We start from the raw sequence: 21,473 nt of genomic DNA, 5'->3' as shown, positions 1-21,473 counted from the left end.
CTCCTTTACGAGTGGTGGACACGTCCGGCGCGCATGCCTGCCCAGCGCTTCGCGGCGGGAGCGGGCAGGTCGAACTGGTCGAGCAGCCGGGCGGTGATGTGGTCGACGATGTCGTCCACCGACCGCGGGTGGTTGTAGAAGGCGGGCATGGGCGGCACCATCCGCACCCCCATCCGGGACAGCGCGAGCATGTTCTCCAGATGGATGTCGCTGAGCGGGGTCTCGCGCGGCAGCAGGACGAGCCTGCGCCGCTCCTTGAGGACCACATCGGCGGCCCGGGCGACCAGCCCTTCGGCGTAGCCCGCGCGGATCCCGGCGAGTGTCTTCATCGAGCAGGGCGCGATGATCATGCCGTCGGTCCGGAAGGAGCCCGAGGAGATCGTGGCGCCCTGGTCCTCGGGAGCGTGGGTCTCATCGGCGAGCGCGGCCACGTCGCGGGCGGACCGGCCGGTTTCCAGCTCGATCGTGGTCCGGGCCCAGCGGCTGAGCACCAGATGGGTTTCCACGCCGGGCAGTTCGGCCAGCGCCTCCAGCAGCCGGATGCCGAACACGGCACCCGTCGCCCCTGTCATGCCCACGATCAGTCGCACGGTGGCACGCTCCCTCGATTCGTCCGGTGGCGGTAAATCGGCGGATGACTCTTTCGGTCAGCGGCCGTCGCTGAGCCATCGCGTCCGCACTCCACGCTAGATTCGGAACAGGCCACCCCAGCCGTACAGCGAGGACGCGCTATGGACAGAAACGGACACACCGAGGTCACCGAGGTCCCGTTCCGGCCCTCCGTGGGCGCACCGCCGGGAGCGGCGGTGCTGGACTTTCCCGGCCTGCTGGCCCGCGCCCGCAGCCATGACCTCGATGTCTCCGCGCCGATGCGGCTCACCTTCCACCAGCTGATCACCGTGCGCTCCGGGGTGCTGCGCTGTTCGGTGGACTTCACCGAACACGAGCTGACCGAGGGCAGCTGGATGTGGGTGCGGCCCGGGCAGATCCACCAGTTCCGCACCGGTCTCACCGCCGCCGAGGGCGCCGTCGTGCTCTTCCCGCCCGGCTATCTGGACGCCGCCACCGCCACGGCCGCCCGGCTCGACCGGCACACCCGGCAGCTTCCGCTGGTCCCCGAGGGCCCCGCCGCCCACGCCGTACGCGGCGTCCTTGACCTGCTGGAGAGCGAGTACCGGGCGATGGCCGGGCCCCTGGAGGCGCATATCGAGGCGGTGCGCCATCTGGTGGCCGTGCTCGTGCTGCGGCTGGCCCATCTGCCGGGCGCGGACGGCGGCGGCGACGCGGGCAGCGAGGCGTTCCGGCGGTTCCGGCGCGCGGTGGAGCGCGACTTCACTCATGCGCACCGGGTGGAGGACTACGCCGCGCAGCTCGGCTACAGCGTCCGAACCCTGACCCGGGCCACCCGCGCGGCCGCCGGGTGCGGCGCCAAGCGGTTCATCGACGACCGGGTGCTGCTGGAGGCGAAGCGGCTGCTGGTGCACACCGCCCTGTCCGCCAGCGCCATCGGGGAGCGGCTCGGCTTCCCGGACGCCACCGTCTTCACCAAGTTCTTCCGCCGCCGGGCGGGCGAGACCCCGGCGGGCTTCCGGGCCCGGGCCTCGGGTTCCGGAGGCCCGGAGACCTCCCGGCGATATACTTGACGGTAATAATCGCGTCCGGGGGTCCTTTCTCGATGAGAAGGGAGATCACTTCCCATGGACCTCACCACCGTCTCCGAAGTGGTACGGCGACCGTCCTCCCGGCCAGGCGCCGACTGGCGAGAAGGTGATGCCTGGCTCGCGGGCGGAACGTGGCTGTTCTCCGCGGAGCAGCCGGGCCTGTGCCGCCTGATCGACCTGACCGGGCTGCGCTGGGACCCGCTTGTCCCGGGCGACGCGGGCCTCGACATCGGTGCCACGTGCACCATCCGCGACCTGTATGCGTTTACGCCGCCGGATCCCTGGATCGCGGGCGGTCTTTTCGCGAAGAGCTGCGAGGCGTTCCTGTCGTCGTTCAAAGTCTGGAACGCGGCGACCGTCGGCGGAAATATCTGCATGTCCCTGCCCGCCGGACCAATGATCACGCTGACGGTCGCCCTGGAGGCGCGGTACGAGCTATGGGCCTGTGACGGATCCGTACGAACCGTCGACGCGCTCGACTTCGTCACCGGAGACCACCGGAACATCCTCGCACCCGGTGAAATCCTCCGGCGCGTCCACATTCCGGCACGTGCGCTGCGGAAACGCGCCGCGCACCGCCGCTTCACGCTGACCCGTCTCGGCCGTTCGACGGTATTCCTCATCGGTACGCGAACGCCGGGAACCAGCGATCTGTTGCTCACGGTGACAGCCGGTACGACCCGGCCGGTGCGCATCGCCTTCGAGGACATGCCCGACGCGCGAACTCTGGGACAGCGCATCGACGCCATTCCCGCCGGTGTCTGGTTCGCCGACCCCAATGGAACCCCCGATCACCGTCACCATCTGACCCGGCACTTCGCCGAAGAGATACGCCGCGAACTCATGGCTGGGGGCCCGGTGTGACATTCATCGTGAACGGCAAGGCCTTCGACGACGAGCCGGACCCCGGCCAGTGCCTGCGTACCTTTCTCCGCTCCCTCGGGCACTACGGGGTCAAAAAGGGCTGCGACGCGGGGGATTGCGGCGCGTGCACGGTATGGCTGGACGGCCATCCGGTCCATAGCTGCATCACCCCCGCCTTCCGCGCGGACGGCTGCGAGGTGACGACGATCGAAGGGCTCGGGTCACCCGGCGATCTGCACCCGATGCAGCGGCGATTCCGCGACGCACCGGGATTCCAGTGCGGCTTCTGCACCGCGGGGATGATTATGACCTCGGCGGCGCTCACCGAGGAACAGAAGGAGGATCTGCCACGGGCGCTGAAGGGCAACCTCTGCCGCTGCACCGGCTATCGGGCAATCGAGGACGCGGTGAAGGGCGTCGCCGGAGTGGAGCGGGCCGCACCGGGGAGAGCCGTCGGTACGAGCGTCAGCGCACCGGCCGCCGACGCCGTGGTGACCGGAAGCGCCGAATTCACCATGGACACCCATATCGAGGGCATGCTGCACCTCAAGGTGCTGCACTCCCCGCACGCGCACGCCCGGATCGTCTCGATCGACAAGTCCGCGGCCCTCGCGGTTCCCGGTGTGCATCGCGTCTACAGCTGGGAAGATGTGCCGCGCAAGCGGTTCACCACGGCGATCCACACCGACCATCTCGTCGACCCGGACGACACCTTCGTCCTCGACGACACCGTGCGCTTCGTCGGCCAGCGCGTCGTCGCGGTGCTGGCCGACACGGTCGGGGCGGCGGAAGAGGGCTGCCGGAAGGTCGCCGTCGCATACGAGGTGCTCCCGGCGGTCTTCGAACCGGAAGAGGCGATGGCCATGGGGTCGCCCCAACTCCATGGCACCCACGATCCGTTCATCCGTGACCCCGTGCGCAATATTCTGTTCGAGATTCACGCGCACATCGGGAACATCGATACGGGGTTCGCCGAAGCCGATGTGACCCACGAAGGCACCTACTCCTCGCCACGAGTGCAACACGCCCACCTGGAGACCCATGGCGCGATCGCCTGGATGGAACACGGCCGCCTCAACGTCCGCACCAGTTCGCAGTCGCCGTCGATCGCGAAGTCCAAAATCGCCTATCTGTACGGGCTGCGCCCCGACCAGCTCCGCGTGTTCTGTGAGCGCGTGGGCGGCGGCTTCGGCGGTAAGCAGGAAGTGATCTCGGAGGATCTGGTCGCGCTCGCCACCCTGGACACCGGACGGCCCGTCAGCCTCGAATACACCCGCGAGGAGGAGTTCACCACGGCGTCGCCCCGGCATCCGATGACGCTGACGGTCAAGCTCGGCGCGAAGGCGGACGGAACCCTCACGGCGCTCCAGGTCCGCAATGTGTCGAATACGGGCGCTTATGGCAACCACGGCGGTGAAACGCTGTACGCGGGCGGCGCCTCCGTCATGATCTACCGCTGCCCGCATAAGAAGTACGACGCGTTCTCCGTCTATACGAACACCGTGCCGAGCGGGGCGCTGCGCGGATACGGGATGACGCAGCCCGCGTTCGCCGTGGAATCGGCGATGGACGAACTGGCCCGCGCGCTGCACATCGATCCCCTCGAACTGCGACGGCGCAATGTCGTGCGGCCGGGCGATCCACTCCTCGCCCTGCACGAGGGTCCCGACGATGTGAAGTTCACCGAGGACGGACTCGTGAAATGCCTCGATCTGGTGGGCGAGGCCCTGGCGCGTACCGCCGATGATCCGCGGCCCGGCCCCGGATGGCTCCTCGGGAGCGGCGTCGCGGCGTCCCTGCACGAGACCGCGCCGCCGACCGAGCACATCTCCGAGGCCTGGGTCGCTCTGGGCGACGACCTCGTGTACGAGGTGGCCGTCGGTACCGTCGAATTCGGTGAGGGCACGTCGACCGCGCATGTCCAGCTCGCGGCCAACCAGCTCGGCACGACGCCGTCGCGGATTCGTCTGGTGCAATCCGATTCCGACCGCACCGGATTCGATACCGGCGCCTTCGCGAGTGCGGGACTCTTCGTGGCGGGCAACGCGGTGCTGCGAGCGGCCGAAGCCGTCCGTGACCGCGTCCTGGAATTCGCCGCCGCGCACACCGGCGCCGATCTCGCGGCGTGCTCGATGGATGACGACGGTGTCATCTGCGGCGACCAGCGCATATCGCTGGACGAACTCGTCGCGCTGGCCCGGGCGCGCGGAATCCGGTTCACCGCGGCACGCAAGGCCTACGGCTCACCGCGGAGCGTCACCTCCAACGCGCAAGGGTTCCGCATCGCGGTCCATCAGGTGACGGGCGAGATCCGTATCCTCCGCAGCGTCCAGGCGGCCGACGCCGCCGTCGTCATCAATCCCGCCCAAGTCCGGGGTCAGGTCGAGGGCGGGGTCGCCCAGGGGATCGGCTTCGCGCTGACCGAGAATCACCACCTCGACGAGAACGGCGCCATGGTCAACCCGAATCTCCGCAACTATCGCATTCCCGCCTACGCCGACATTCCCCGCACCGATGTGCTCCTGGTGGACTCGGCGGATTCCTTCGGGCCCCTGCGGTCGAAGGGGATGGCGGAATGCTGTATCAACCCGGTGGCCCCCGCGCTGGCGAACGCGCTCCACGATGCCACGGGCGTGCGCTATCGCGCCCTGCCGCTGACCCCGGAACGCATCTACCGTCGGCTGGGCGAGAACCCGTCGGTGCCGAGGGAGTGAGCGATGAACACCCAGAATCTCGAAGACGCCGCGGCGACGGTCATCATCGGTCAGAAAGTCGTGCCCGGCCGGGAGCGGGAGTACGAGGCGTGGCAGCAGGAGGTCAACACCGCGGCCGCCGACTACGCCGGATACCTCGGCGCCGAGATCTCCCCGCCGACACCCCGGCAGTCCGACTGGGTCGTCGTCTACCGCTTCGACTCGATCGCCCATCTGCAGGCCTGGATGAACGGCGCGACCAGGCAGAGCTTCCTCAACTCCGGCCGCGAGTACTTCGACGGTCCCGGAACCCAGCAGGTCATCAGCGGCGGCACCCAGCCCGCCGATCCGCTGGTGACCGTGGTGGTCACCCACCGCGTCCACCCCGACCACGTCGACGGCTTCCTCGAATGGCAGCGCCATCTGAACCAGGAGGAAAGCAAGTTCGAGGGATTTCGCGGGACCGAACTCTTCCGCCCCATCGAGGGGCTTCAGGACGAATGGATCACGCTGTACCGGTTCGACAACGCCGAGCACCTCGATGCCTGGCTGACGTCGGCCAAGCGGCGCGAAGTCCTCGCGGAAGGCGAGAAGTTCAAGGACTTCGAACTGCGCACGATCGACAACTCGTTCGGCAGCTGGTTCGCCTTCGAGGAGAACGGCAAGGAAGCGCCTCCGCCCTCCGAGACCAAAACCGCCATCGCCGTGTGGGTCGGCCTGTATCCGACCGTGGTGCTGCTGACCCTCGCCCTGTCCCCGTTCCACCTGCCGCTCTGGCTCGGGCTGCTGGTGGGGAACCTGCTGTCGAGCTTCATCATGAGCTTCCTCACGATGCCCTACTACGTGAACCGGCTGCTCAAACGGTGGCTGCGGCCGTCGCCTGACCAGCCCAAGGCGAGGACCAACCTCATCGGCCTCGGCATCGTCGCCGCGGTGACCGTGTTCTGGGCCGTGGTGTTCTACGTCGTGACGACCCAGATCTGGACCTTGCCCTGACCCGGCGCTCCGGGCTCACCGCCGTGAGCCCGGAGCGGGGGGACGGTTCAGCCGGTGGCGAGGGCGGGGTCGCTCAGCCCCGAGCGTCCCGTCTCGACGTGGCCCGCGAGGCGGCGTACGAAGGTGCGGTCATGGTCGGACACCACCGTCACGTCGTACCACTGGTGGCTGCGGCGCAGATCCGCGGTGTGCGTCACCCGCGCGCCCGGGCGCAGCCGGTAGGTGTCCGCCTGCCCGCCCAGGTGGCCGTCCCGGACGGTGAGCCGCACCGTGGTGCGGCCCGGGTTGCTGAGGACCACCCTGAGCTGCCCGGTCCGGCCGTCGTGCCGCGCGCTCACCTGCGGGCCCGCGCCATCGAGCGCACCCGCGAACCGGCGCAGGAAGCCGTCAGGACCGTGCACCTCCATGTCGTAGCCGTCCTTGCCCGGCACCGCGCTCCACTCACCGGACAGCCGCTTGCCCGCCTCCACGGTGTACCCCCACGGGCCGCCCGGATGGCTGCGGGAGGTGACGTGGAAGTGGGCGCCCGCCCGGCCGTGGCTGGCGAAGTCGATCCGCAGGGTGCCGTCCGCCGAGGTGGCGTCGGCGGCCAGGTCGTACGGCAGCGGCCGGGTGGGGCGCCGACCGGACTCCTGCCGGGGCAGGACGGGCTCGGCGGGGACCGTGGGCACGTAGTCGGGGTGCCGGTTGTGGTCCTTCGGCAGGTAGCCGCTGGTGTCCGGCATGGACGGCATGCTCGGATCGGTGCGCCCGAAGTCGAACGCCGAGGTCAGATCGCCGCACACCGCGCGCCGCCACGGCGAGATCTGGGGCTCCCGGACGCCGAACCGCCGCTCGATGAACCGCAGGATCGAGGTGTGGTCCAGGGTCTGCGAGCACACATAGCCGCCCTTGCTCCACGGCGACACCACGAGCATCGGGACCCGCTGCCCCAGCCCGTACGCCCCGGCGACCTGCGCGGACGAGCCGGGGAACAGCTCACCGGAGGTGGACACGGTCGACGCGCCGCGCCCGGGGGAGGGGGCGTACGGCGGCACGACGTGGTCGAAGAAGCCGTCGTTCTCGTCGTACGTGATGAGCAGCGCCGTACGGCTCCACACCTCGGGATTCGAGGTCAGCGCGTCGAGCACCTGGGCCACGTACCAGGCGCCGAAGTTCGCGGGCCAGTTGGGGTGTTCGGTGAACGCCTCGGGCGCCGCGATCCAGGACACCTGGGGCAGGGTCCCGGCCTTCACATCGGCCTTCAGCTGGTCGAAGTAGCCGTCGCCCTTCCGCGCGTCGGTGCCGGTGCGGGCCTTGTCGTAGAGCGGGTTGCCGGGCGCGGCGTTCCGGTACTGGTTGAAGTACAGCAGCGAGTTGTCGCCGTAGTTTCCCCGGAAGGCGTCGTCGATCCAGCCCCAGCCGCCCTTGGCGTCCAGCCCGTCGCCGATGTCCTGGTAGATCTTCCAGGAGACCCCGGCCTTCTCCAGCCGTTCGGGATACGTCGTCCAGCCGTACCCGGCCTCCGCGTTGTCGAGCACCGGGCCGCCGCCCGCCCCGTCGTTGCCGGTGTAACCGGTCCACATGTAGTAGCGGTTGGGGTCGGTGGAGCCCATGAACGAGCAGTGGTACGCGTCGCAGATGGTGAACGCGTCGGCCAGCGCGTAGTGGAACGGGATGTCCTCGCGGGTGAGGTACGCCATCGTCGTGGCCGACTTGGCGGGCACCCACTTGTCGTACGCGCCGTCGTTGAGCGCGGCGTGGGTGTCGCCCCAGCCGTGCGGGAGGTCCTGGAGGAACTGCAGGCCCAGGTCGTCGGCGTCGGGCCGGAACGGCAGGATGTCCTTCGTGCCGTCGGACTGGTGCCACACCGGCTTGCCGCTGGGCAGGCTCACCGGGCTCGGGTCGCCGAATCCCCGCACCCCGCGCAGCGTGCCGAAGTAGTGGTCGAAGGAGCGGTTCTCCTGCATCAGGACGACGATGTGCTCCACGTCCCGCAGGCTGCCGGTGCGGCGGTTCGCCGGTATCTCCGCGGCGCGCGCGATGCTCGCGGACAGCAGGGGCAGGGCGGTGGTGGCACCGGCCAGTTGCATGAATCTTCGACGGTCCATCGATGTCATGGGAATCCGGTCTCCTGTGGCGTCCGAAGTGGCGCGGGCAACCGGGGCAGTGTCGTCCGCCCGGCTGACGTGTACAACGGCGCCCGGAAGAAACGGCGGAAAAGCCTAGTTGAACTGTGGCCGCGACATTCAGGACGCCATGACATTCAGGACAGGCGACGCATTAACGTGGAAGTATGCGCGGCGACGCGGTGACGCTGTCCCTCTGCGGCGATGTGATGCTCGGCCGTGGTGTCGACCAGATCCTGCCCCACCCCGGCGATCCGGCGCTGCGGGAGCCGTACATCCGTGACTCCCGGGCCTATGTCGGGCTGGCGGAGGCGGCGAACGGCCCCATCCCGAGGCCGGTCGGCTTCTCCTGGCCGTGGGGAGAGGCGCTGCCGGTGCTGGACCGGGCCGCGCCCGACGTCCGGGTGGTGAACCTGGAGACGAGCGTGACCCGTGGCGGCGCGTTCGCACCCGGCAAGGAGATCCACTACCGGATGAGCCCCGCCAACCTCCCCGGTCTGGCCGTGGCCCGGCCCGATGTCTGCGCCCTGGCCAACAACCATGTGCTGGACCGTGGGCGGCCCGGCCTCGACGACACCCTCGACTCGCTGGCCGCCGCCGGGATCCAGGTGGCGGGCGCGGGCCGGGACATGAGGTCGGCACGCCGCCCCGCGGCCGTCCCGGCAGGTAGCCACCACCGCGTCCTGGTCTTCGCCTGCGGGACCGCCTCCAGCGGCATCCCGCCCGGCTGGGCGGCGCGCGGCGACCGCTCCGGCGTCGACCTGGTGTCCGAGCACACGGCCGATGACGCCGCCGCGCTCACCCGCCGGGTACGGCAGCTCAAGCGGGCCGGTGACCTCGTCGTGGTCTCGATCCACTGGGGCACCAACTGGGGGTACGACATCCCCGAGGACCAGATCCGCTTCGCCCACGCCCTGATCGACGGCGGCGTGGACCTCGTCCACGGCCACTCTTCCCACCACCCCCGCCCGCTGGAGATCTACCGCGACAAGCTGGTCCTCTACGGCTGCGGCGACCTCATCGACGACTACGAGGGCATCGGCGGCTACGAGCGGTACCGGGACGATCTGCGGCTGCTGTACTTCGCCACGCTGCGGCCGGACACCGGCGCGCTCCTGGACCTGCGGATGGTGGTCTTCCAGGCCCGCCGGATGCGGCTGCGCCGCGCCCCGCACGAGGACGCCGCATGGCTCGCCCGCACCCTCGGCCGTACCGGCTCCGCCCTGGGCACCCGTATCGCCCTCGGCCGCGACGACGTGCTCACCGCGCACGGCGTCCAGCGTCGGTCGGTCAGAGGACCTTGGAACGGACCAGGGCGCCCAGCACCAGCGCGCCCGGGACCAGCGGAAGCCACAGAGTGATGAAGCGGTAGGCGAGCACCGTGGAGGTGGCGGCCTCGACCGGGGCGCCCGCCGCGACCAGCGCGATCACCAGCGCCGCGTCGACCGAGCCGATGCCACCGGGGGACGGCACCAGGGCGGCCACCGCCGAGGCGGCCAGATAGGCGAGCATCACATGCGGCGGCCATACGTCCAGCTCCAGCGCGAGCGCCACCGCCACCAGACCGGCCGCCTGCAGCAGCGGGAACGCCAGCGAACCGCCCCACAGGGCCAGCGCCCGGGACGGCCGCAGATGCAGGGAGCGGGCGTCGGCCAGCGCGGTGCGCAGGAAGTCCCGGATCACCCGGCGCACCCGGCCGACCATCAGCAGCCCCGCCACCAGGACCACCGCCCCCGCCACGGCCGCCCACACCACCAGCCCGGCGGTCCGCTCGGGCAGCACCGGACCGATGCGCAGCGCCTCCGGGAAGGCGGCGAGCAGCACGAGCAGCAGCAGGATCCGGGTGACGGCCTCGGCCAGGAAGTACAGGGCCAGCGCGGCCGAGGAGCGGGCGGGCGGAAGCCCGCAGCCCGTCATGAAGCGGATGTTGACCGCGCTCGCCCCGATGCCCGAGGGCAGCAGATGGTTGGCGGCGCCCGCCGCGAACTGGGTGGCGAGCAGCCGCCGGGCCGGAAGCCGTTCCAGCACCGTGCCCTGCCGGGCGAACGACACCGCGACCCAGCCAAGACCCGTCGTCGCGACCGCCGTCAGCAGCCACCACGGGTCGGCGGTGAACATCTGACGGGCACCGGAACCGATCAGCGACCGGTGCTGGGCCACCCAGACGGCGACCGCGACCAGCGGCAGCAGGCACAGCAGCTGGCGCAGCGGAAGCCGCCGGTACAGGGGAAGTGGCGCGGTGCGCTGGAGGGGTGGCGGCTGCTGGACGGGCACTGTCGGCTGCATCGTTCGTCCCCCTATCCCGTCGCCGGGCGCCCGGTCGAGGCCGACCGCGGCGCCGGGGCGGGCGCCGGGGCCGTACCGGGCGCCGCCTCCCGCAGCGGCAGCGCCAGCAGCAGCCCGAGACAGATCCACACGTACGCGTTGCTGCCGAGGAAGCCGGTCACGCCGGTCGCGTCGAACCGCCACAGCCACACCAGGCTGCTGCAGAGGACCACATAGACCACCGCCGCCACCCGCAGCAGCGTCCGCCGCCGCTGCGGTGGCGTACCCGGCCGCATCCCCGACTCGGCGAGCACGATGAGCGCCGGGATCAGCCACACCAGATGGTGCACCCAGGTGATAGGGCTGACCAGGCAGGCGGCGATCCCGGTGAGGGCGTAGCCCGCCGGTTCGTCGCCCACGGCGGCCGCCTGCCGCACCCGGTACGCCCACACCGCCAGCAGCGCCACCACCCCGGCCGCCCAGATGGCGCCACTGGGCTCCACCGGGGCCACGAGCCGCGCCAGCACGCCCTCCCACGACTGGTTCGAGACGTACGACAGCACCCCGATGCGGTCGGTGTCCCACAGCGCCTCGGTCCAGTAGACCCGGGAGGCGCCGGGCGCGGCCGCCGCGGCGAGCAGCGTGGCGCCGATGGCGGTGGCCGTGGCGACGGCGGCGGCCCGCCACCGCCGGGTGACCACGAGATAGACGATGAAGATCGCCGGGGTGAGCTTGATGGCGGCGGCGAGACCGGTCCCGAACCCGGCGAAGCGGCCGTTCCCCGTGGCCAGCAGCCGGGCGTCCAGCAGTACCAGGACCAGCAGCAGCAGATTGACCTGCCCGAAGCTGAAGGTGTCCCGGACCGGCTCCAGCAGCGAGAACAGCGCGCTCGCCACGGTGAACGCGAACCACATGTTCCAGCCCTGACGGCGCACGACCGGCCCGATCAGCCAGGTCAGGATGACCGCCGAGGCGGCCACGTTGAGGAGCATGCTGACGCTGACCGCCGCCGGCCAGCTCAGCAGCGTCATCGGCAGCATGCACAGGGCCGCGAACGGCGGATAGGTGAAGCCGTAGTCGGCCCCGTCGGCGCCGGGCGTGGTGAAGTCGTAGATGTGGCCGTCGTGCAGCCACTGGCCGACGGCCCCGTAGTAGACGCCCAGGTCGAACCAGTCCCGGTGCAGGGGTACGAAGGCCAGGAAGAGCGCCGCGGCCGTGGTGAGCCCGGTCGCCAGCAGCAGCCGTCCGCGGGTCGTGGTGGGCCCCGTCATGCCGAACGCTCCGGCCAGTGCGCGCCCTTCGCGGAGGCCAGCCCGGGCCCGGCGGGGAACCCCGGCGCCCAGCGCGCACACCACAGCACGCACAGGGCCAGCGCGCCACCGCACACCGCGAACGTGAGCTGCCGGGAATCCGGGGCGAAGCCGCTGGGCAGTACGGCCAGCGCGAGGACCCCGCTCACCCCGGCCACCGCCCGCCGCACCCAGCCGCTGGGCGCGGCCGCGGCGATCAGGAACAGCCCCCACAGCAGGTACCAGGGCCGGATCGCCGGACCGAGCACGGCCACCGCCGTCAGGCTCAGCCCCAGTGCGTACAGCGGGCCGCGGCGTGGTGGCCGCAGCCAGACGACCACCACCGCCACCGCGGTCGCGAGCAGCCCCAGCGCCTGCCACACCGGGGTGGCCAGCGGCGCCAGGCCGCTGCCGCCCGCGTGCAGCAGGGCGCCGGTGGCCCGGCCGAGTGCGCTGGTCAGCGCCCAGTTGTCGGCGGAGGCGGGGGTGGAAAGGGCCCCGATCCAGCCGTAGCCGGTGCCGGTGACGGCCGTGGCCACGCCCGTGGTGACGAGCGCCAGCGCGGCCGTGGCGAGGAAGACGCCGACTTGTCGCCTCCGGCCCGTCATCCGGCGCGCCCACAGCGAGGCCACCGCCAGCAGGCCGAGCGCCGCGGGCGCCTTGACCAGGGCCGCGAGCGTGACCAGGACGGCGCCACAGGCGGGCCACCGGCCGGTCGCGGCCACCAGTCCGGCGCCGAGCAGCCCCAGCATCACCGCGTCGTTGTGGGCCCCGCCCACCAGGTGCAGCAGCAACAGCGGATTCAGCCCGCCCAGCCACAGCGCCGCGCCCGGGTCGGTGCCGCAGCGGCGGGCCAGCACGGGCAGGGCGAGCACCATCAGCGCGACCCCGACCAGCGCCATCAGCCGCAACCCGAAGACGCCCAGGACCAGTTCGGCGCGCGAGGCGTGCGCGATCGCGCTCTCGAAGGCCAGCGAGACCGGGCCGTACGGGGTGGGCGTGTGCTGCCACACCGGCGCCACTTCGGCCGCTATCGGCCCGCCGAGCCGCACCGGGCCATGGGTGTAGACGTCGATGTTCGCGTGCACCATCGCGCCCTGGGCGAGGTAGCTGTACACGTCCCGGCTGAACAGCGGGGGAGTGGGCAGCAGCGGGGCCGCCCAGGTGGCGAGCGTCACCAGCAGACCGCGGACGCCGGGCGGCCGCGGACCGCGCACCTCGCGCCCCAGCCACCACCAGGCCGCCACCAGCAGCACCAGTCCGAAGTAGGTACTGACCAGGCCGAGCGCGGCTCTTCCGGAATCCGGCGTGAGGGCATCCCCCACGGGCAGCGCTCCGGCCGTCGCGCCACCCGCGGCGAGGGCGACCGAGCCCGCGAACCCGAGAAGCCGGCAGTGGTGCGGAGCGATGGTGACACCTTGGACGAGAACACGACGGACCAGCACCCGCCCCACACTTGCCGTGACGTATGGCCGAAACGTGACGTCGCGGTCACCGGTGGCTGACCGGGAAGTGTCGGCCGGGGCACCCGCCAGAGCCGGGCACCTGCCCGCGCCGCGTGGCCCTCCCGAACCGCGTCACCCGCCCGGGCCGAAGGCCCCCACGAGCGCTCCCACCGGGGGCGCGCTGCGCTCGATCGACGACCAGGGCGCCTTGTCGGCCACCAGCTGGCGGAGTTCGAGCACTTCACACGGGCTGTTCCAGCCCAGCACCCCGACTACCCGCCCCCGGTGACCGTAGGCGACCACGAAGTGGCGGTCGTCCAGTGCGCCGTGGAGCACGGCGAGTTCGGCTTCGGCCGGAAAGATGCCGTACGCCTCGATGTGGGCGTCGTACTGGTCGGTCCAGAAATGCGGTACGGGGGCGAACGGCACGTCGTCGCCGAGCAGGTTACGGGCGACGGCCTGGGCCTGCTCGGTCGCGTTCAGCCGGTGCTCCAGCCGCATGCGGGCGCCGAAGTGTTCGTTGTACCAGGAGGCGACGTCACCGGCCGCGTAGACGCCCGGCGCCGCCCGGCAGGCGGCGTCGCACTCCACGCCGTTGTTCAGGGCCAGCCCGGACCCGTCCAGCCAGCCGACCGCCGGGACGGCGCCGATGGCGACCACGACGAGATCGGCGCGGAGCGCCGTCCCGTCGGTCAGTTCGAGCCCAGTGACATGGCCACCGGCCGACAGGAACCGGGTCACCCCGGTGCCGCAGCGCATGGACACGCCGTTGTCCCGGTGCAGCTGCCCGACCAGCCCCGCGATCCGGTCGCCGAACTGGCGGCGCATCGGCACCGGACGCGGATCGATCATGGTGACGTCCAGCCCCATCCGGCGGGCGGCCGCGGCGGCCTCGGCGCCCAGGAACCCGGCCCCGACCACCGCCACCGTGGGCCTGCGCTGGAGATCGGCGCGCAGGGCGAGCGCGTCGTCGAGGGTGCGCAGCAGATGGACCCCGGCCAGGTGGTGGGCGTCGGGCAGGCCGCGCGAGGTGACACCGGTGGCGATGACCAGGGTGTCGTACGGGACGCTGTCGCCGCCGTCCAGCAGCACCCGCTCCGCGAGGGTGTCGAGCCCGGTGGCGGACCTGCCGAACAGCAGCTCCGCGTCGAGCGCGTCCAGTTCCTCGTCCGTGCGGAGTTTGATCCGGTCGTGCTCCCAGGTGCCCGCGAGGATCTGCTTGGACAGCGGCGGCCGGTTGTAGGGGGTGTGCGGCTCGTCGCCGATCAGGGTGAGCCGCCCGCCGTAGCCCAGTGAGCGCAGCGTGACGGCGGTGGTGAGCCCGGCCACCGAGGCGCCCACGATGACCACGTTCCCCGGGGTGCTCATGACGTGGCCAGGGTGATCGCAGGGCGGTCCTGATCTGACGTCACGTGCACGGAGTTCTCCACGCTTGGGGGGTCGGGCCGGGCGATGCGGGGGCTGCCGGAGCAGGGGGCAACGGGCTCATCGGGTGAGCCGGTTGGTAAACGACCGTTCTGCAGGCGGCGACACGGAGGCTAGTTGGCCTTGTGTGCACAGCACAACACGCTGAGTTCAAAGATGGCCAATGAGGGTCACATATGAGCCTGGCATGTGCGCGAGTGGGTAGGCGTTGTGAGTAAACCCGGTCAAAATCCAAAAGTGCCAGGTCATCGGCGAGCGCCGGGACCATGATCCCGGCCTCCGCCGCCCGGCCTGCGGGCACATGCCCCGGCATCGGCGGTTGTCAACCATCCCCGGCTCACATGGCGGAAACGTACAGGTTACGCAACGTCCGCTCGGCTCACGTAACGTCGAGGACCGTACCGATCACACCGAACCGGAAGACGGAGAATCCTTGCGCGCGCTCCCCGCCCTGCCCGACTGGCTGACGCACCCCCTGCGCGGGGTGCGGGCCCTGCGGGGCCCCGTGCCCTGGCCGGCGGTGCTGCGCGGAGCGCTCGGCGTGGGCCCCGTGGTGGCGGCGGGAGTGGCCACCGGCAACACGCCCGCCGGGGTGACCGCGGGCCTCGGCGCCATGTTCGCGCACATCAACGACCGCCCGGCCACCCGCCGCACCCGCACCGTACGCATCGGGCTCCCGGCCCTCGCGGGAGCCCTCGGCCTCTTCACCGGGGCCTCGTTCAGCACGCTCGGGCTCGGCCCGTGGATCGCCCTCGCGCTGGCCACCGTCGGACTCGTATCCGGCGCCCTCAGCGCCATCGGGCCGGTGTGCTCGGCGGCCGGAGTACAGCTGATGGTGCTCGCCGTGGTGGGCGCCGGGATGCCGCTGCCCGAGCCCCCGCCGGTGCGCGCGGGCATGCTGCTCGTCGGCGCCACCTGGGTCATCGTGATGGCCTCACTGCTGCCCAAGGCTCTCCGGTTCCGCCCGGCGGCCGCCTCCGGGCCCGACGAACGCGGCGCGGTGGCCGCCGTGTACGACGCGCTCGGCGACCTGATGACGGTCGTCGGCACCGAGGGCGCCCAGTCCGCGCGGCGCCGCCTGACCTCCGCGTACGACGCCGCGTACGAAGCCCTCTACGGCCACCGCCTCCCGTGGCAGCGCCCCGACGAGGAGGAACGGCGGCTGCGGGACCGGCTCGCGGTGGCCGGAGGGCTGACCGAAGCCGCGCTGACCCTGCTGTGGGAGAACGAACCTGTGCCCGACCGGGTCGCCCGCACCCCCGCCCAGCTCGCCCGCTCGGTACGCACCGGACTGCCCCCGGGCCGCCTCCCCGCCCCCGTCCCCAGCACCGCGGGCAGCATCGCCGTCCACCGCGCGATCGTGCTCGCCGCCCGCGTCTTCGACGGCGAACCCGCACCCCCGGTCGGCGCCGTCGGACCCGGCCCCCGGCAGCGGCTGCGCCGGATGCTCGGCGCCGCCGGACGGGAGTACGCGGCCCGGGTCGCCCTGTGCGTCGGCGTGTCCACCGTGCTCGCACGCTCCCTGCCGGGCGACCACTGGTACTGGCTCCCCGCCACCGCCACCTTCCTGGTCAAGCCCGACATGGGCCCGCTGGTCTCGCGCGCCCTCTCCCGCGCCTTCGGCACGGCGCTGGGCGTGGCCGTCTTCGGTGTCCTCGCCACGCTGCTCGGCCACACGACCGGGGTGGCCGGGCTGTGGCCGGTCGCGGTGGCGGCGGTGTGCGCCGCGCTCATCCCCGTCTCCGTACGCCACTTCGCGCTCCAGACGGCGGTCCTCACCCCGCTGCTGCTCTCCCTCGTCTACCTCGGCGGCGACACCGACCCCGGCTACACCCGGCTCACGGACACCCTGCTCGCCTGCGTGGTCGTGCTCGCCGCGGGCGCCCTGCCCGGACTCGGCGGCCCGCGCGCCCAGGTGTCCGTCCGGCTCTCCCTCGCCGTCCGCGCCACCCGCGACCACCTGGACCGCGTGCTGACCGCCGAAGCGCCCTACGCGGAACGGCTGCGGCTGCGCCGCGAGGCCTACCGCGCACTGGCCGACGCACGCCGCGCGGTGACGGTGGCGAGCGCCGAACACCCGCCGTTCGGCCGGGACTTGGCCGCCTGGGCGCCGGTGGTCTCGGCGCTGGAGGAGATCGTCGACGCCGCCACCGCGTGCGGTGTCCGGCTCGACCAGGGCGCGCCGTACCCCGACGCGGAGCTGATCGCCCGGCTGCGCGCCGGTCTGTCCGACCTGGCCGACGCCGTCGCCGCCCGCAGGCCCCCGACGGACCTGGTCCTGCCAGCCGGTGCGGCGGTGACGGACTGCGCGACCCTCGCGGACGTCACCGCGGGCCTGCGCAGGGCCCGCCGCCTGGCCTCGAACTAGGCCTTCAGCGGCCCGGGTGGCGCCGCCCCGACGACCGGTTCCAGGTCCTGACCAGCCACGACGGCATCAGCAGCACACTGCGCTACGACGACTACCTCGGCGTGCCCCGCGACGAGGGCATCGTGTACATCGCGCTCACCATGCGCTCCGGGCGCACCCCCGCCCAGAAGCAGGCCCTGTACCGGAGGATCGCCGAACTCGCCCAGGAGTACGCGGGGACCGAGCCGCGCAACGTGTTCATCACCCTGACCGAGAACACCTCGATCGACTGGTCCTTCGGCTACGGAGAAGCCCAGTACGCGGACTCCCCCTGATCAGGCACCGCCCTCGGGCAGACCGGTCTCCCGCAGAGTGATGTTCAGCCGTCCCGTCGCGAGCCCCGTCGCCGGGTCGCCCGTGCCCGGGTGGACCCTCGGCACCCCGTGGTACGCGTAGCGGGACGGGCCGCCGAAGACGAACAGATCGCCGGAGGCGAGTTCGACATCGGTGTACGGCCTCGTACGGGTCTCGGTGTTGCCGAACCGGAAGACGCAGCTGTCGCCGATGGTGAGCGAGACGACGGGCGCGCTGGACCGCTCGTCCTTGTCCTGGTGCATGCCCATCCTGGCCTGGCCGTCATAGAAGTTGATCAGCGCGGTGTCGGGGGTGTAGCCGCCCCCGGCCACTTCGTCCTCGTACGCGTCGCCCAGCGCACGGCGGCCCAGCGCCACCAGCCAGTCCGGGAACGGGGCCACGGGCGCGCCGTTCACATCGTCCGCGGTGCGGGTGTAGCGGTACGGCTGCCAGTGCCAGCCGACGCACACGGTCCGCACGGACATCACCCCGCCGTTCGGCAGCCTGGTGTGCCGGATCGGCACCGGGCCGGTGGCCCAGGCTCGGCATGCCACCACGAGTTCGCGCTGCTCGTCGAGGGTGAGCCAGCCGGGGACATGGACCGCGCCGGGCGCCACGCGCAGCCGGGGCCGGGGGATCAGCGCGTCCATCGGTTCCCGGCCGTGGCGCCCTCCAGGTGCAGCAGCCGCTCCTTGCGCTCCAGACCGCCCGCGTACCCCGCCAGCGAGCCGTTCGCGCCGATGACGCGGTGGCAGGGCCGTACGACCAGCAGCGGGTTGCGCCCGATGGCGGTGCCCACGGCGCGGACGGCGGCGCGCGAGGCACCGGCCTGCTCGGCGATCTGGCCGTAACTGACCGTCGTACCGTACGGAATCCCCTCCAGGGCCCGCCACACCCGCTGCTGGAACTCCGTGCCGCCGGGGACGAATTCCAGGTCGAAGCGGGTGAGCGTGCCCGCGAAGTACGACCGCAGCTGGTCCACGATCCCGGCGAACGCCGCGTCGTCGCGCCGCCAGCCGTCCCGCACGGTGGCCCCGCGAGTCTGCTGGGGGACCGAGAGGGAGGCCAGCGCGGTGCCGCCGCGGGCGGTGGCGGACGGGGTGCCAGCCAGCAGCAATTCGCCCAGGGGGCTGTCGAGCGTCGTGTACGTGGTGTTCGTGGTGCTGCGGGCCATGGCCCTGTCCTTTCCTTGCGTGGTCACGATGAAGTCAGGTCATGCGAGGGCGGCCGGGGCGTTCCAGAAGTGGTGCATGGCGTACGAACGCCACGGCCGCCAGCGCTCGGAGTCCTCCAGGAACGCCCCGGCGCGGCGCGCCCCCGCCCGTACCGCCACGTCGCCCTCCAGCAGGACGTCCGGGTCGTCCAGCGCCCGCATCCGGATATAACCGGCGGTCCACGGGCCGATGCCGCGCAGCGCCAGCAGCTCCTTCTCGGTCCGGTCGCGGTCGGCCCCGGTGTCGAGCCGTACCGCCCCGGTGGCGAGCGCGGTGGCCAGCGTGCGCAGGGTCGCGCGCCTGCTCTCCGGCATGCCGAGGTCGGTGAGCGGGCTGTCGGCGAGGTCGTCGGCGCCCGGGAAGAGATGGGTGAGCCCGCCGCTGGGCTCGGTGAGGGGCGTGCCGTACGCGGCGACCAGGGCGCTGCCCAGCCGCTGCCCCGCGGTGACCGACACCTGCTGGCCGAGTACGGCGCGGACGGCCAGCTCATGCGCGTCGGCGGCGCCCGGTGAGCGCAGCCCGGGCCGCGCCGCCACCAGGGGCGCCAGCGCGGGGTCGGCGCCCAGCCGCTCGGCGACCGCGTACGGATCGGCGTCCAGGTCGAACAGGCGGCGGATCCGCTGGCTCGCGGTGGTCAGATCGCGCAGCTCGGTCAGGTGCAACCGGCACTCCAGCCACCCGTCGCCGGGGCGCTCGTCGACCTCCACGACACCGCAGCCGTGCGGCAGCCGCAGGGTGCGGCGGTAGGTGCGGTCGCCGGGCTCGCCCACGACCTCCTCCACGCCGGTGAGGGCGCGGCGGGCGAGATAGCCGAACACCTCGGCGGTGGCGTACGGACCGCGGTACGCGAGCCGCAGCGGCACCCCGGCCGAGGCGGCCCCCGGTGCGCGCCGCCCCACCGCCCCGAACCGGGCGGTCCTGCCCGGTCCGGCGGCGCGCAGCTCGGTCGGGGTGGCGGCGTAGATCTCCCGGATGGTGTCGTTGAACTGCCGCACACTGGCGAACCCCGCCGCGAAGGCGATCTCGGCGGCCTGCAGGCCGGTCGTCTGCAGCAGGATCCGCGCGGTGTGGGCGCGCTGCGCGCGGGCCAGCGCGACCGGCCCGGCCCCCAGCTCCGCGCCCAGCTGCCGCTGCACCTGACGGGCGCTGTAGCCCAGCCGCGCGGCCAGCCCGGCCACGCCCTCCCGGTCGACCACCCCGTCCCCGATCATCCGCATGGCCCGCCCGACGGCGTCCGCCCGTGCGTTCCATTCGGCGGAGCCCGGCACCGCGTCGGGACGGCAGCGGCGGCAGGCCCGGAAACCCCCGCCCTGCGCCGCGGCCGCGGTCGGGAAGAAGCGCACGTTCTTGCGATGGGGCGTGGTCGCCGGGCAGCTCGGACGGCAGTAGATCCCGGTGGTGGCGACGGCGAAGAAGAACTCGCCGTCGAAGCGCGCGTCACGGCTGCACACCGCTTCGTACATCGTGTCTTCGCTCATCACACCCCTACTGTGCGCCATCCCGACCCGCTGCGCTGGCGGAAATCGGACACGACGCTCCCTCGCCCTGAGGAGGTCGCACATCTGTGCCGCACACTGTTGTCCCATGGAGCTCCAGATCACCGCGACCTCGCCCGAGCAGCCCGCGTCCCTGCTCGATCTGCCGTGGAACACGCCGCTGGAGAAGTGGCCGGAGGAATATCTGGTCGCCCTGCCGCGCGGTATCTCCCGCCACGTCGTGCGGTTCGCGCAGGCGGGCGCCGAGGTGGTCGCCGTCAAGGAGGTCGGGGAGTGGGCGGCGGTGCGCGAGTACGGGCTGCTGCGTGACCTGGACCGGCTCGCCATCCCGGCCGTGGACGCGCTCGCGGTGGTCACCGGGCGGACCGACAGCGACGGGGAACCGCTGGAGCCGGTGCTGGTCACCCGGCATCTGGTGGGGTCGCTGCCGTACCGGTCGATGTTCGAGACGACCATGCGGCCCAGCACCATCAAGCGGCTGCTCGACGCGCTGGCCGTGCTGCTGGTGCGGCTGCATCTGGCCGGTTTCGCCTGGGGCGACTGCTCGCTGTCGAACACCCTCTTCCGGCGCGACGCGGGCGCGTACGCCGCGTATCTGGTGGACGCCGAGACCGGGCAGATCCAGCCGAAGCTCACCACGGGGCAGCGGGAGTACGACGTGGAGGTGGCCCGGGTGAACATCGCCGGGGAGCTGATGGACCTGGAGGCCAGCGGCTCGCTGCACCCCTCGGTCGACCCGGTGCTGTTCGGCCAGGCCATCGAGGAGCGGTACACCGCGCTGTGGCACGAGCTGACCCGGCAGTCCGTCTATCCGGTGGCCAAGCGCCGCTACATCGACCGGCGGGTGCGGCGCCTGAACGAGCTGGGCTTCGACGTGGCCGAGATGCAGATCGAGCGCTCACCCGACGGGGACACCGTCACCTTCCTGCCCAAGGTCGTGGACGCGGGCCACCACCAGCGCCAGCTGCTGCGGCTGACCGGCCTCGACGCGGAGGAGAACCAGGCCCGCAGCCTGCTGAACGACCTGGAGGGGTGGATGGCCACCCAGGATGACTACGCCCCCGGCGATCCGCTCGGCGCCCGCCCGGAGGTACTGGCCCACCGCTGGGTGCGCGACAAGTTCCGGCCGACGGTGCGCGCCGTCCCCCTGGAGCTGCGCGGCTCCGCCGACATCGCGCAGATCTACTACGAGGTGCTGGAACACCGCTGGCTGCTGGCCGAACGGTGCCAGGGCGACGTGGGCCTGAAAGCCGCCGCCGAGGACTACACCCGCAACGTCCTCGGCAACCGCCCGCCGGGGTGACCGGCGGGCGGAT

The 21,473-nt window shown here is 72.1% G+C and carries 16 protein-coding genes and 1 pseudogene; 8 read left to right on the top strand and 9 right to left on the bottom strand.

From position 1 onward, the window contains the following. Positions 1-5: 5 nt before the first annotated feature. Positions 6-590, bottom strand: a complete 585-nt coding sequence (locus tag ACWC5C_RS40440) for a non-oxidative hydroxyarylic acid decarboxylases subunit B (RefSeq protein ID WP_450884093.1) — start codon at positions 588-590, stop codon at positions 6-8. 141 nt (positions 591-731) lie between these two features. Between ACWC5C_RS40440 and ACWC5C_RS40435 the strand changes: the two genes are divergently transcribed. The 4 genes from ACWC5C_RS40435 to ACWC5C_RS40420 are packed head-to-tail and all read left to right on the top strand — an operon-like array spanning position 732 to position 6,214. Continuing rightward, entirely contained in the window at positions 732-1,643 is a 912-nt protein-coding gene (locus ACWC5C_RS40435) for an AraC family transcriptional regulator (RefSeq protein WP_450884091.1), read from the top strand. Positions 1,644-1,697: 54 nt separating this feature from the next. Then, positions 1,698-2,525, top strand: a complete 828-nt coding sequence (locus ACWC5C_RS40430) for an FAD binding domain-containing protein (RefSeq protein WP_450884089.1) — start codon at positions 1,698-1,700, stop codon at positions 2,523-2,525. Further along, positions 2,522-5,239 (top strand): molybdopterin-dependent oxidoreductase, encoded by a 2,718-nt coding sequence (locus ACWC5C_RS40425; protein ID WP_450884087.1) that lies wholly within the window; start codon positions 2,522-2,524, stop codon positions 5,237-5,239. Before ACWC5C_RS40430 ends, ACWC5C_RS40425 begins: the two co-directional genes overlap by 4 nt. Positions 5,240-5,242: 3 nt before the next feature. Continuing rightward, complete coding sequence (locus tag ACWC5C_RS40420; protein WP_450884086.1) at positions 5,243-6,214, top strand: antibiotic biosynthesis monooxygenase; 972 nt, start codon at positions 5,243-5,245, stop codon at positions 6,212-6,214. A 47-nt stretch (positions 6,215-6,261) separates the two neighbouring features. Here the strand turns inward: ACWC5C_RS40420 and ACWC5C_RS40415 are convergent, their stop codons facing one another. After that, on the bottom strand, positions 6,262-8,313 hold the full coding sequence (locus ACWC5C_RS40415) for a phosphocholine-specific phospholipase C (protein WP_450884084.1): 2,052 nt from the start codon (positions 8,311-8,313) through the stop codon (positions 6,262-6,264). 176 nt (positions 8,314-8,489) lie between these two features. Between ACWC5C_RS40415 and ACWC5C_RS40410 the strand changes: the two genes are divergently transcribed. Then, a complete protein-coding gene (locus ACWC5C_RS40410) occupies positions 8,490-9,683 on the top strand; it encodes a CapA family protein (protein ID WP_450884082.1) in 1,194 nt (397 codons plus the stop codon). Here ACWC5C_RS40410 and ACWC5C_RS40405 read toward each other — a convergent pair. The 4 genes from ACWC5C_RS40405 to ACWC5C_RS40390 form a co-directional block, all read right to left on the bottom strand. Continuing rightward, positions 9,613-10,608 (bottom strand): lysylphosphatidylglycerol synthase transmembrane domain-containing protein, encoded by a 996-nt coding sequence (locus tag ACWC5C_RS40405; RefSeq protein WP_450884080.1) that lies wholly within the window; start codon positions 10,606-10,608, stop codon positions 9,613-9,615. The two genes, ACWC5C_RS40410 and ACWC5C_RS40405, sit on opposite strands and share 71 nt — an antisense overlap. 11 nt (positions 10,609-10,619) lie before the next feature. After that, positions 10,620-11,858: a glycosyltransferase 87 family protein gene (locus ACWC5C_RS40400; protein ID WP_450884078.1), complete on the bottom strand. Its 1,239-nt coding sequence runs from the start codon at positions 11,856-11,858 to the stop codon at positions 10,620-10,622. After that, the gene (gene mptB, locus ACWC5C_RS40395; protein ID WP_450884076.1) at positions 11,855-13,321 is read right to left on the bottom strand and encodes a polyprenol phosphomannose-dependent alpha 1,6 mannosyltransferase MptB; all 1,467 of its coding nucleotides are present in this window, start codon (positions 13,319-13,321) and stop codon (positions 11,855-11,857) included. Before mptB ends, ACWC5C_RS40400 begins: the two co-directional genes overlap by 4 nt. Positions 13,322-13,453: 132 nt before the next feature. Continuing rightward, complete coding sequence (locus tag ACWC5C_RS40390) at positions 13,454-14,689, bottom strand: NAD(P)/FAD-dependent oxidoreductase (RefSeq protein WP_450884074.1); 1,236 nt, start codon at positions 14,687-14,689, stop codon at positions 13,454-13,456. A 490-nt stretch (positions 14,690-15,179) separates the two neighbouring features. Here ACWC5C_RS40390 and ACWC5C_RS40385 point away from each other — a divergent pair, with 490 nt between their 5' ends. Further along, complete coding sequence (locus ACWC5C_RS40385) at positions 15,180-17,114, top strand: FUSC family protein (protein ID WP_450884072.1); 1,935 nt, start codon at positions 15,180-15,182, stop codon at positions 17,112-17,114. Between the two features lie 26 nt (positions 17,115-17,140). Continuing rightward, positions 17,141-17,428 (top strand): annotated as a pseudogene (locus tag ACWC5C_RS40380) (tautomerase family protein); the annotation flags it as partial. On the opposite strand, the gene ACWC5C_RS40375 reads toward ACWC5C_RS40380, so the two are convergent. The 3 genes from ACWC5C_RS40375 to ACWC5C_RS40365 are packed head-to-tail and all read right to left on the bottom strand — an operon-like array spanning position 17,429 to position 20,139. After that, the gene (locus ACWC5C_RS40375; RefSeq protein WP_450884070.1) at positions 17,429-18,097 is read right to left on the bottom strand and encodes an alpha-ketoglutarate-dependent dioxygenase AlkB family protein; all 669 of its coding nucleotides are present in this window, start codon (positions 18,095-18,097) and stop codon (positions 17,429-17,431) included. Next, the gene (locus tag ACWC5C_RS40370) at positions 18,085-18,621 is read right to left on the bottom strand and encodes a methylated-DNA--[protein]-cysteine S-methyltransferase (protein WP_450884068.1); all 537 of its coding nucleotides are present in this window, start codon (positions 18,619-18,621) and stop codon (positions 18,085-18,087) included. The genes ACWC5C_RS40375 and ACWC5C_RS40370 overlap by 13 nt, the downstream gene beginning before the upstream one ends. 39 nt (positions 18,622-18,660) lie before the next feature. After that, the gene (locus ACWC5C_RS40365) at positions 18,661-20,139 is read right to left on the bottom strand and encodes an AlkA N-terminal domain-containing protein (RefSeq protein WP_450884066.1); all 1,479 of its coding nucleotides are present in this window, start codon (positions 20,137-20,139) and stop codon (positions 18,661-18,663) included. 106 nt (positions 20,140-20,245) lie between these two features. Here ACWC5C_RS40365 and ACWC5C_RS40360 point away from each other — a divergent pair, with 106 nt between their 5' ends. Then, the gene (locus ACWC5C_RS40360) at positions 20,246-21,460 is read left to right on the top strand and encodes a DUF4032 domain-containing protein (protein WP_450884064.1); all 1,215 of its coding nucleotides are present in this window, start codon (positions 20,246-20,248) and stop codon (positions 21,458-21,460) included. The last annotated feature ends 13 nt before the right edge of the window (positions 21,461-21,473 follow it).

The organism is Streptomyces sp. NPDC001700, assembly GCF_053596435.1.
Note: the sequence above shows the minus strand (reverse complement) of the source record. Positions and strands in the feature narration are given on the sequence as shown.

Coding starts and splice junctions, on each gene's coding strand:
- ACWC5C_RS40435 (WP_450884091.1), top strand. CDS start 732: ATGGACAGAAACGGACACACCGAGGTCACCGAGGTCCCGTTCCGGCCC.
- ACWC5C_RS40430 (WP_450884089.1), top strand. CDS start 1,698: ATGGACCTCACCACCGTCTCCGAAGTGGTACGGCGACCGTCCTCCCGG.
- ACWC5C_RS40420 (WP_450884086.1), top strand. CDS start 5,243: ATGAACACCCAGAATCTCGAAGACGCCGCGGCGACGGTCATCATCGGT.
- ACWC5C_RS40415 (WP_450884084.1), bottom strand. CDS start 8,313: ATGACATCGATGGACCGTCGAAGATTCATGCAACTGGCCGGTGCCACC.
- ACWC5C_RS40410 (WP_450884082.1), top strand. CDS start 8,490: ATGCGCGGCGACGCGGTGACGCTGTCCCTCTGCGGCGATGTGATGCTC.
- ACWC5C_RS40405 (WP_450884080.1), bottom strand. CDS start 10,608: ATGCAGCCGACAGTGCCCGTCCAGCAGCCGCCACCCCTCCAGCGCACC.
- ACWC5C_RS40400 (WP_450884078.1), bottom strand. CDS start 11,858: ATGACGGGGCCCACCACGACCCGCGGACGGCTGCTGCTGGCGACCGGG.
- ACWC5C_RS40390 (WP_450884074.1), bottom strand. CDS start 14,689: ATGAGCACCCCGGGGAACGTGGTCATCGTGGGCGCCTCGGTGGCCGGG.
- ACWC5C_RS40375 (WP_450884070.1), bottom strand. CDS start 18,097: ATGGACGCGCTGATCCCCCGGCCCCGGCTGCGCGTGGCGCCCGGCGCG.
- ACWC5C_RS40370 (WP_450884068.1), bottom strand. CDS start 18,621: ATGGCCCGCAGCACCACGAACACCACGTACACGACGCTCGACAGCCCC.
- ACWC5C_RS40365 (WP_450884066.1), bottom strand. CDS start 20,139: ATGAGCGAAGACACGATGTACGAAGCGGTGTGCAGCCGTGACGCGCGC.
- ACWC5C_RS40360 (WP_450884064.1), top strand. CDS start 20,246: ATGGAGCTCCAGATCACCGCGACCTCGCCCGAGCAGCCCGCGTCCCTG.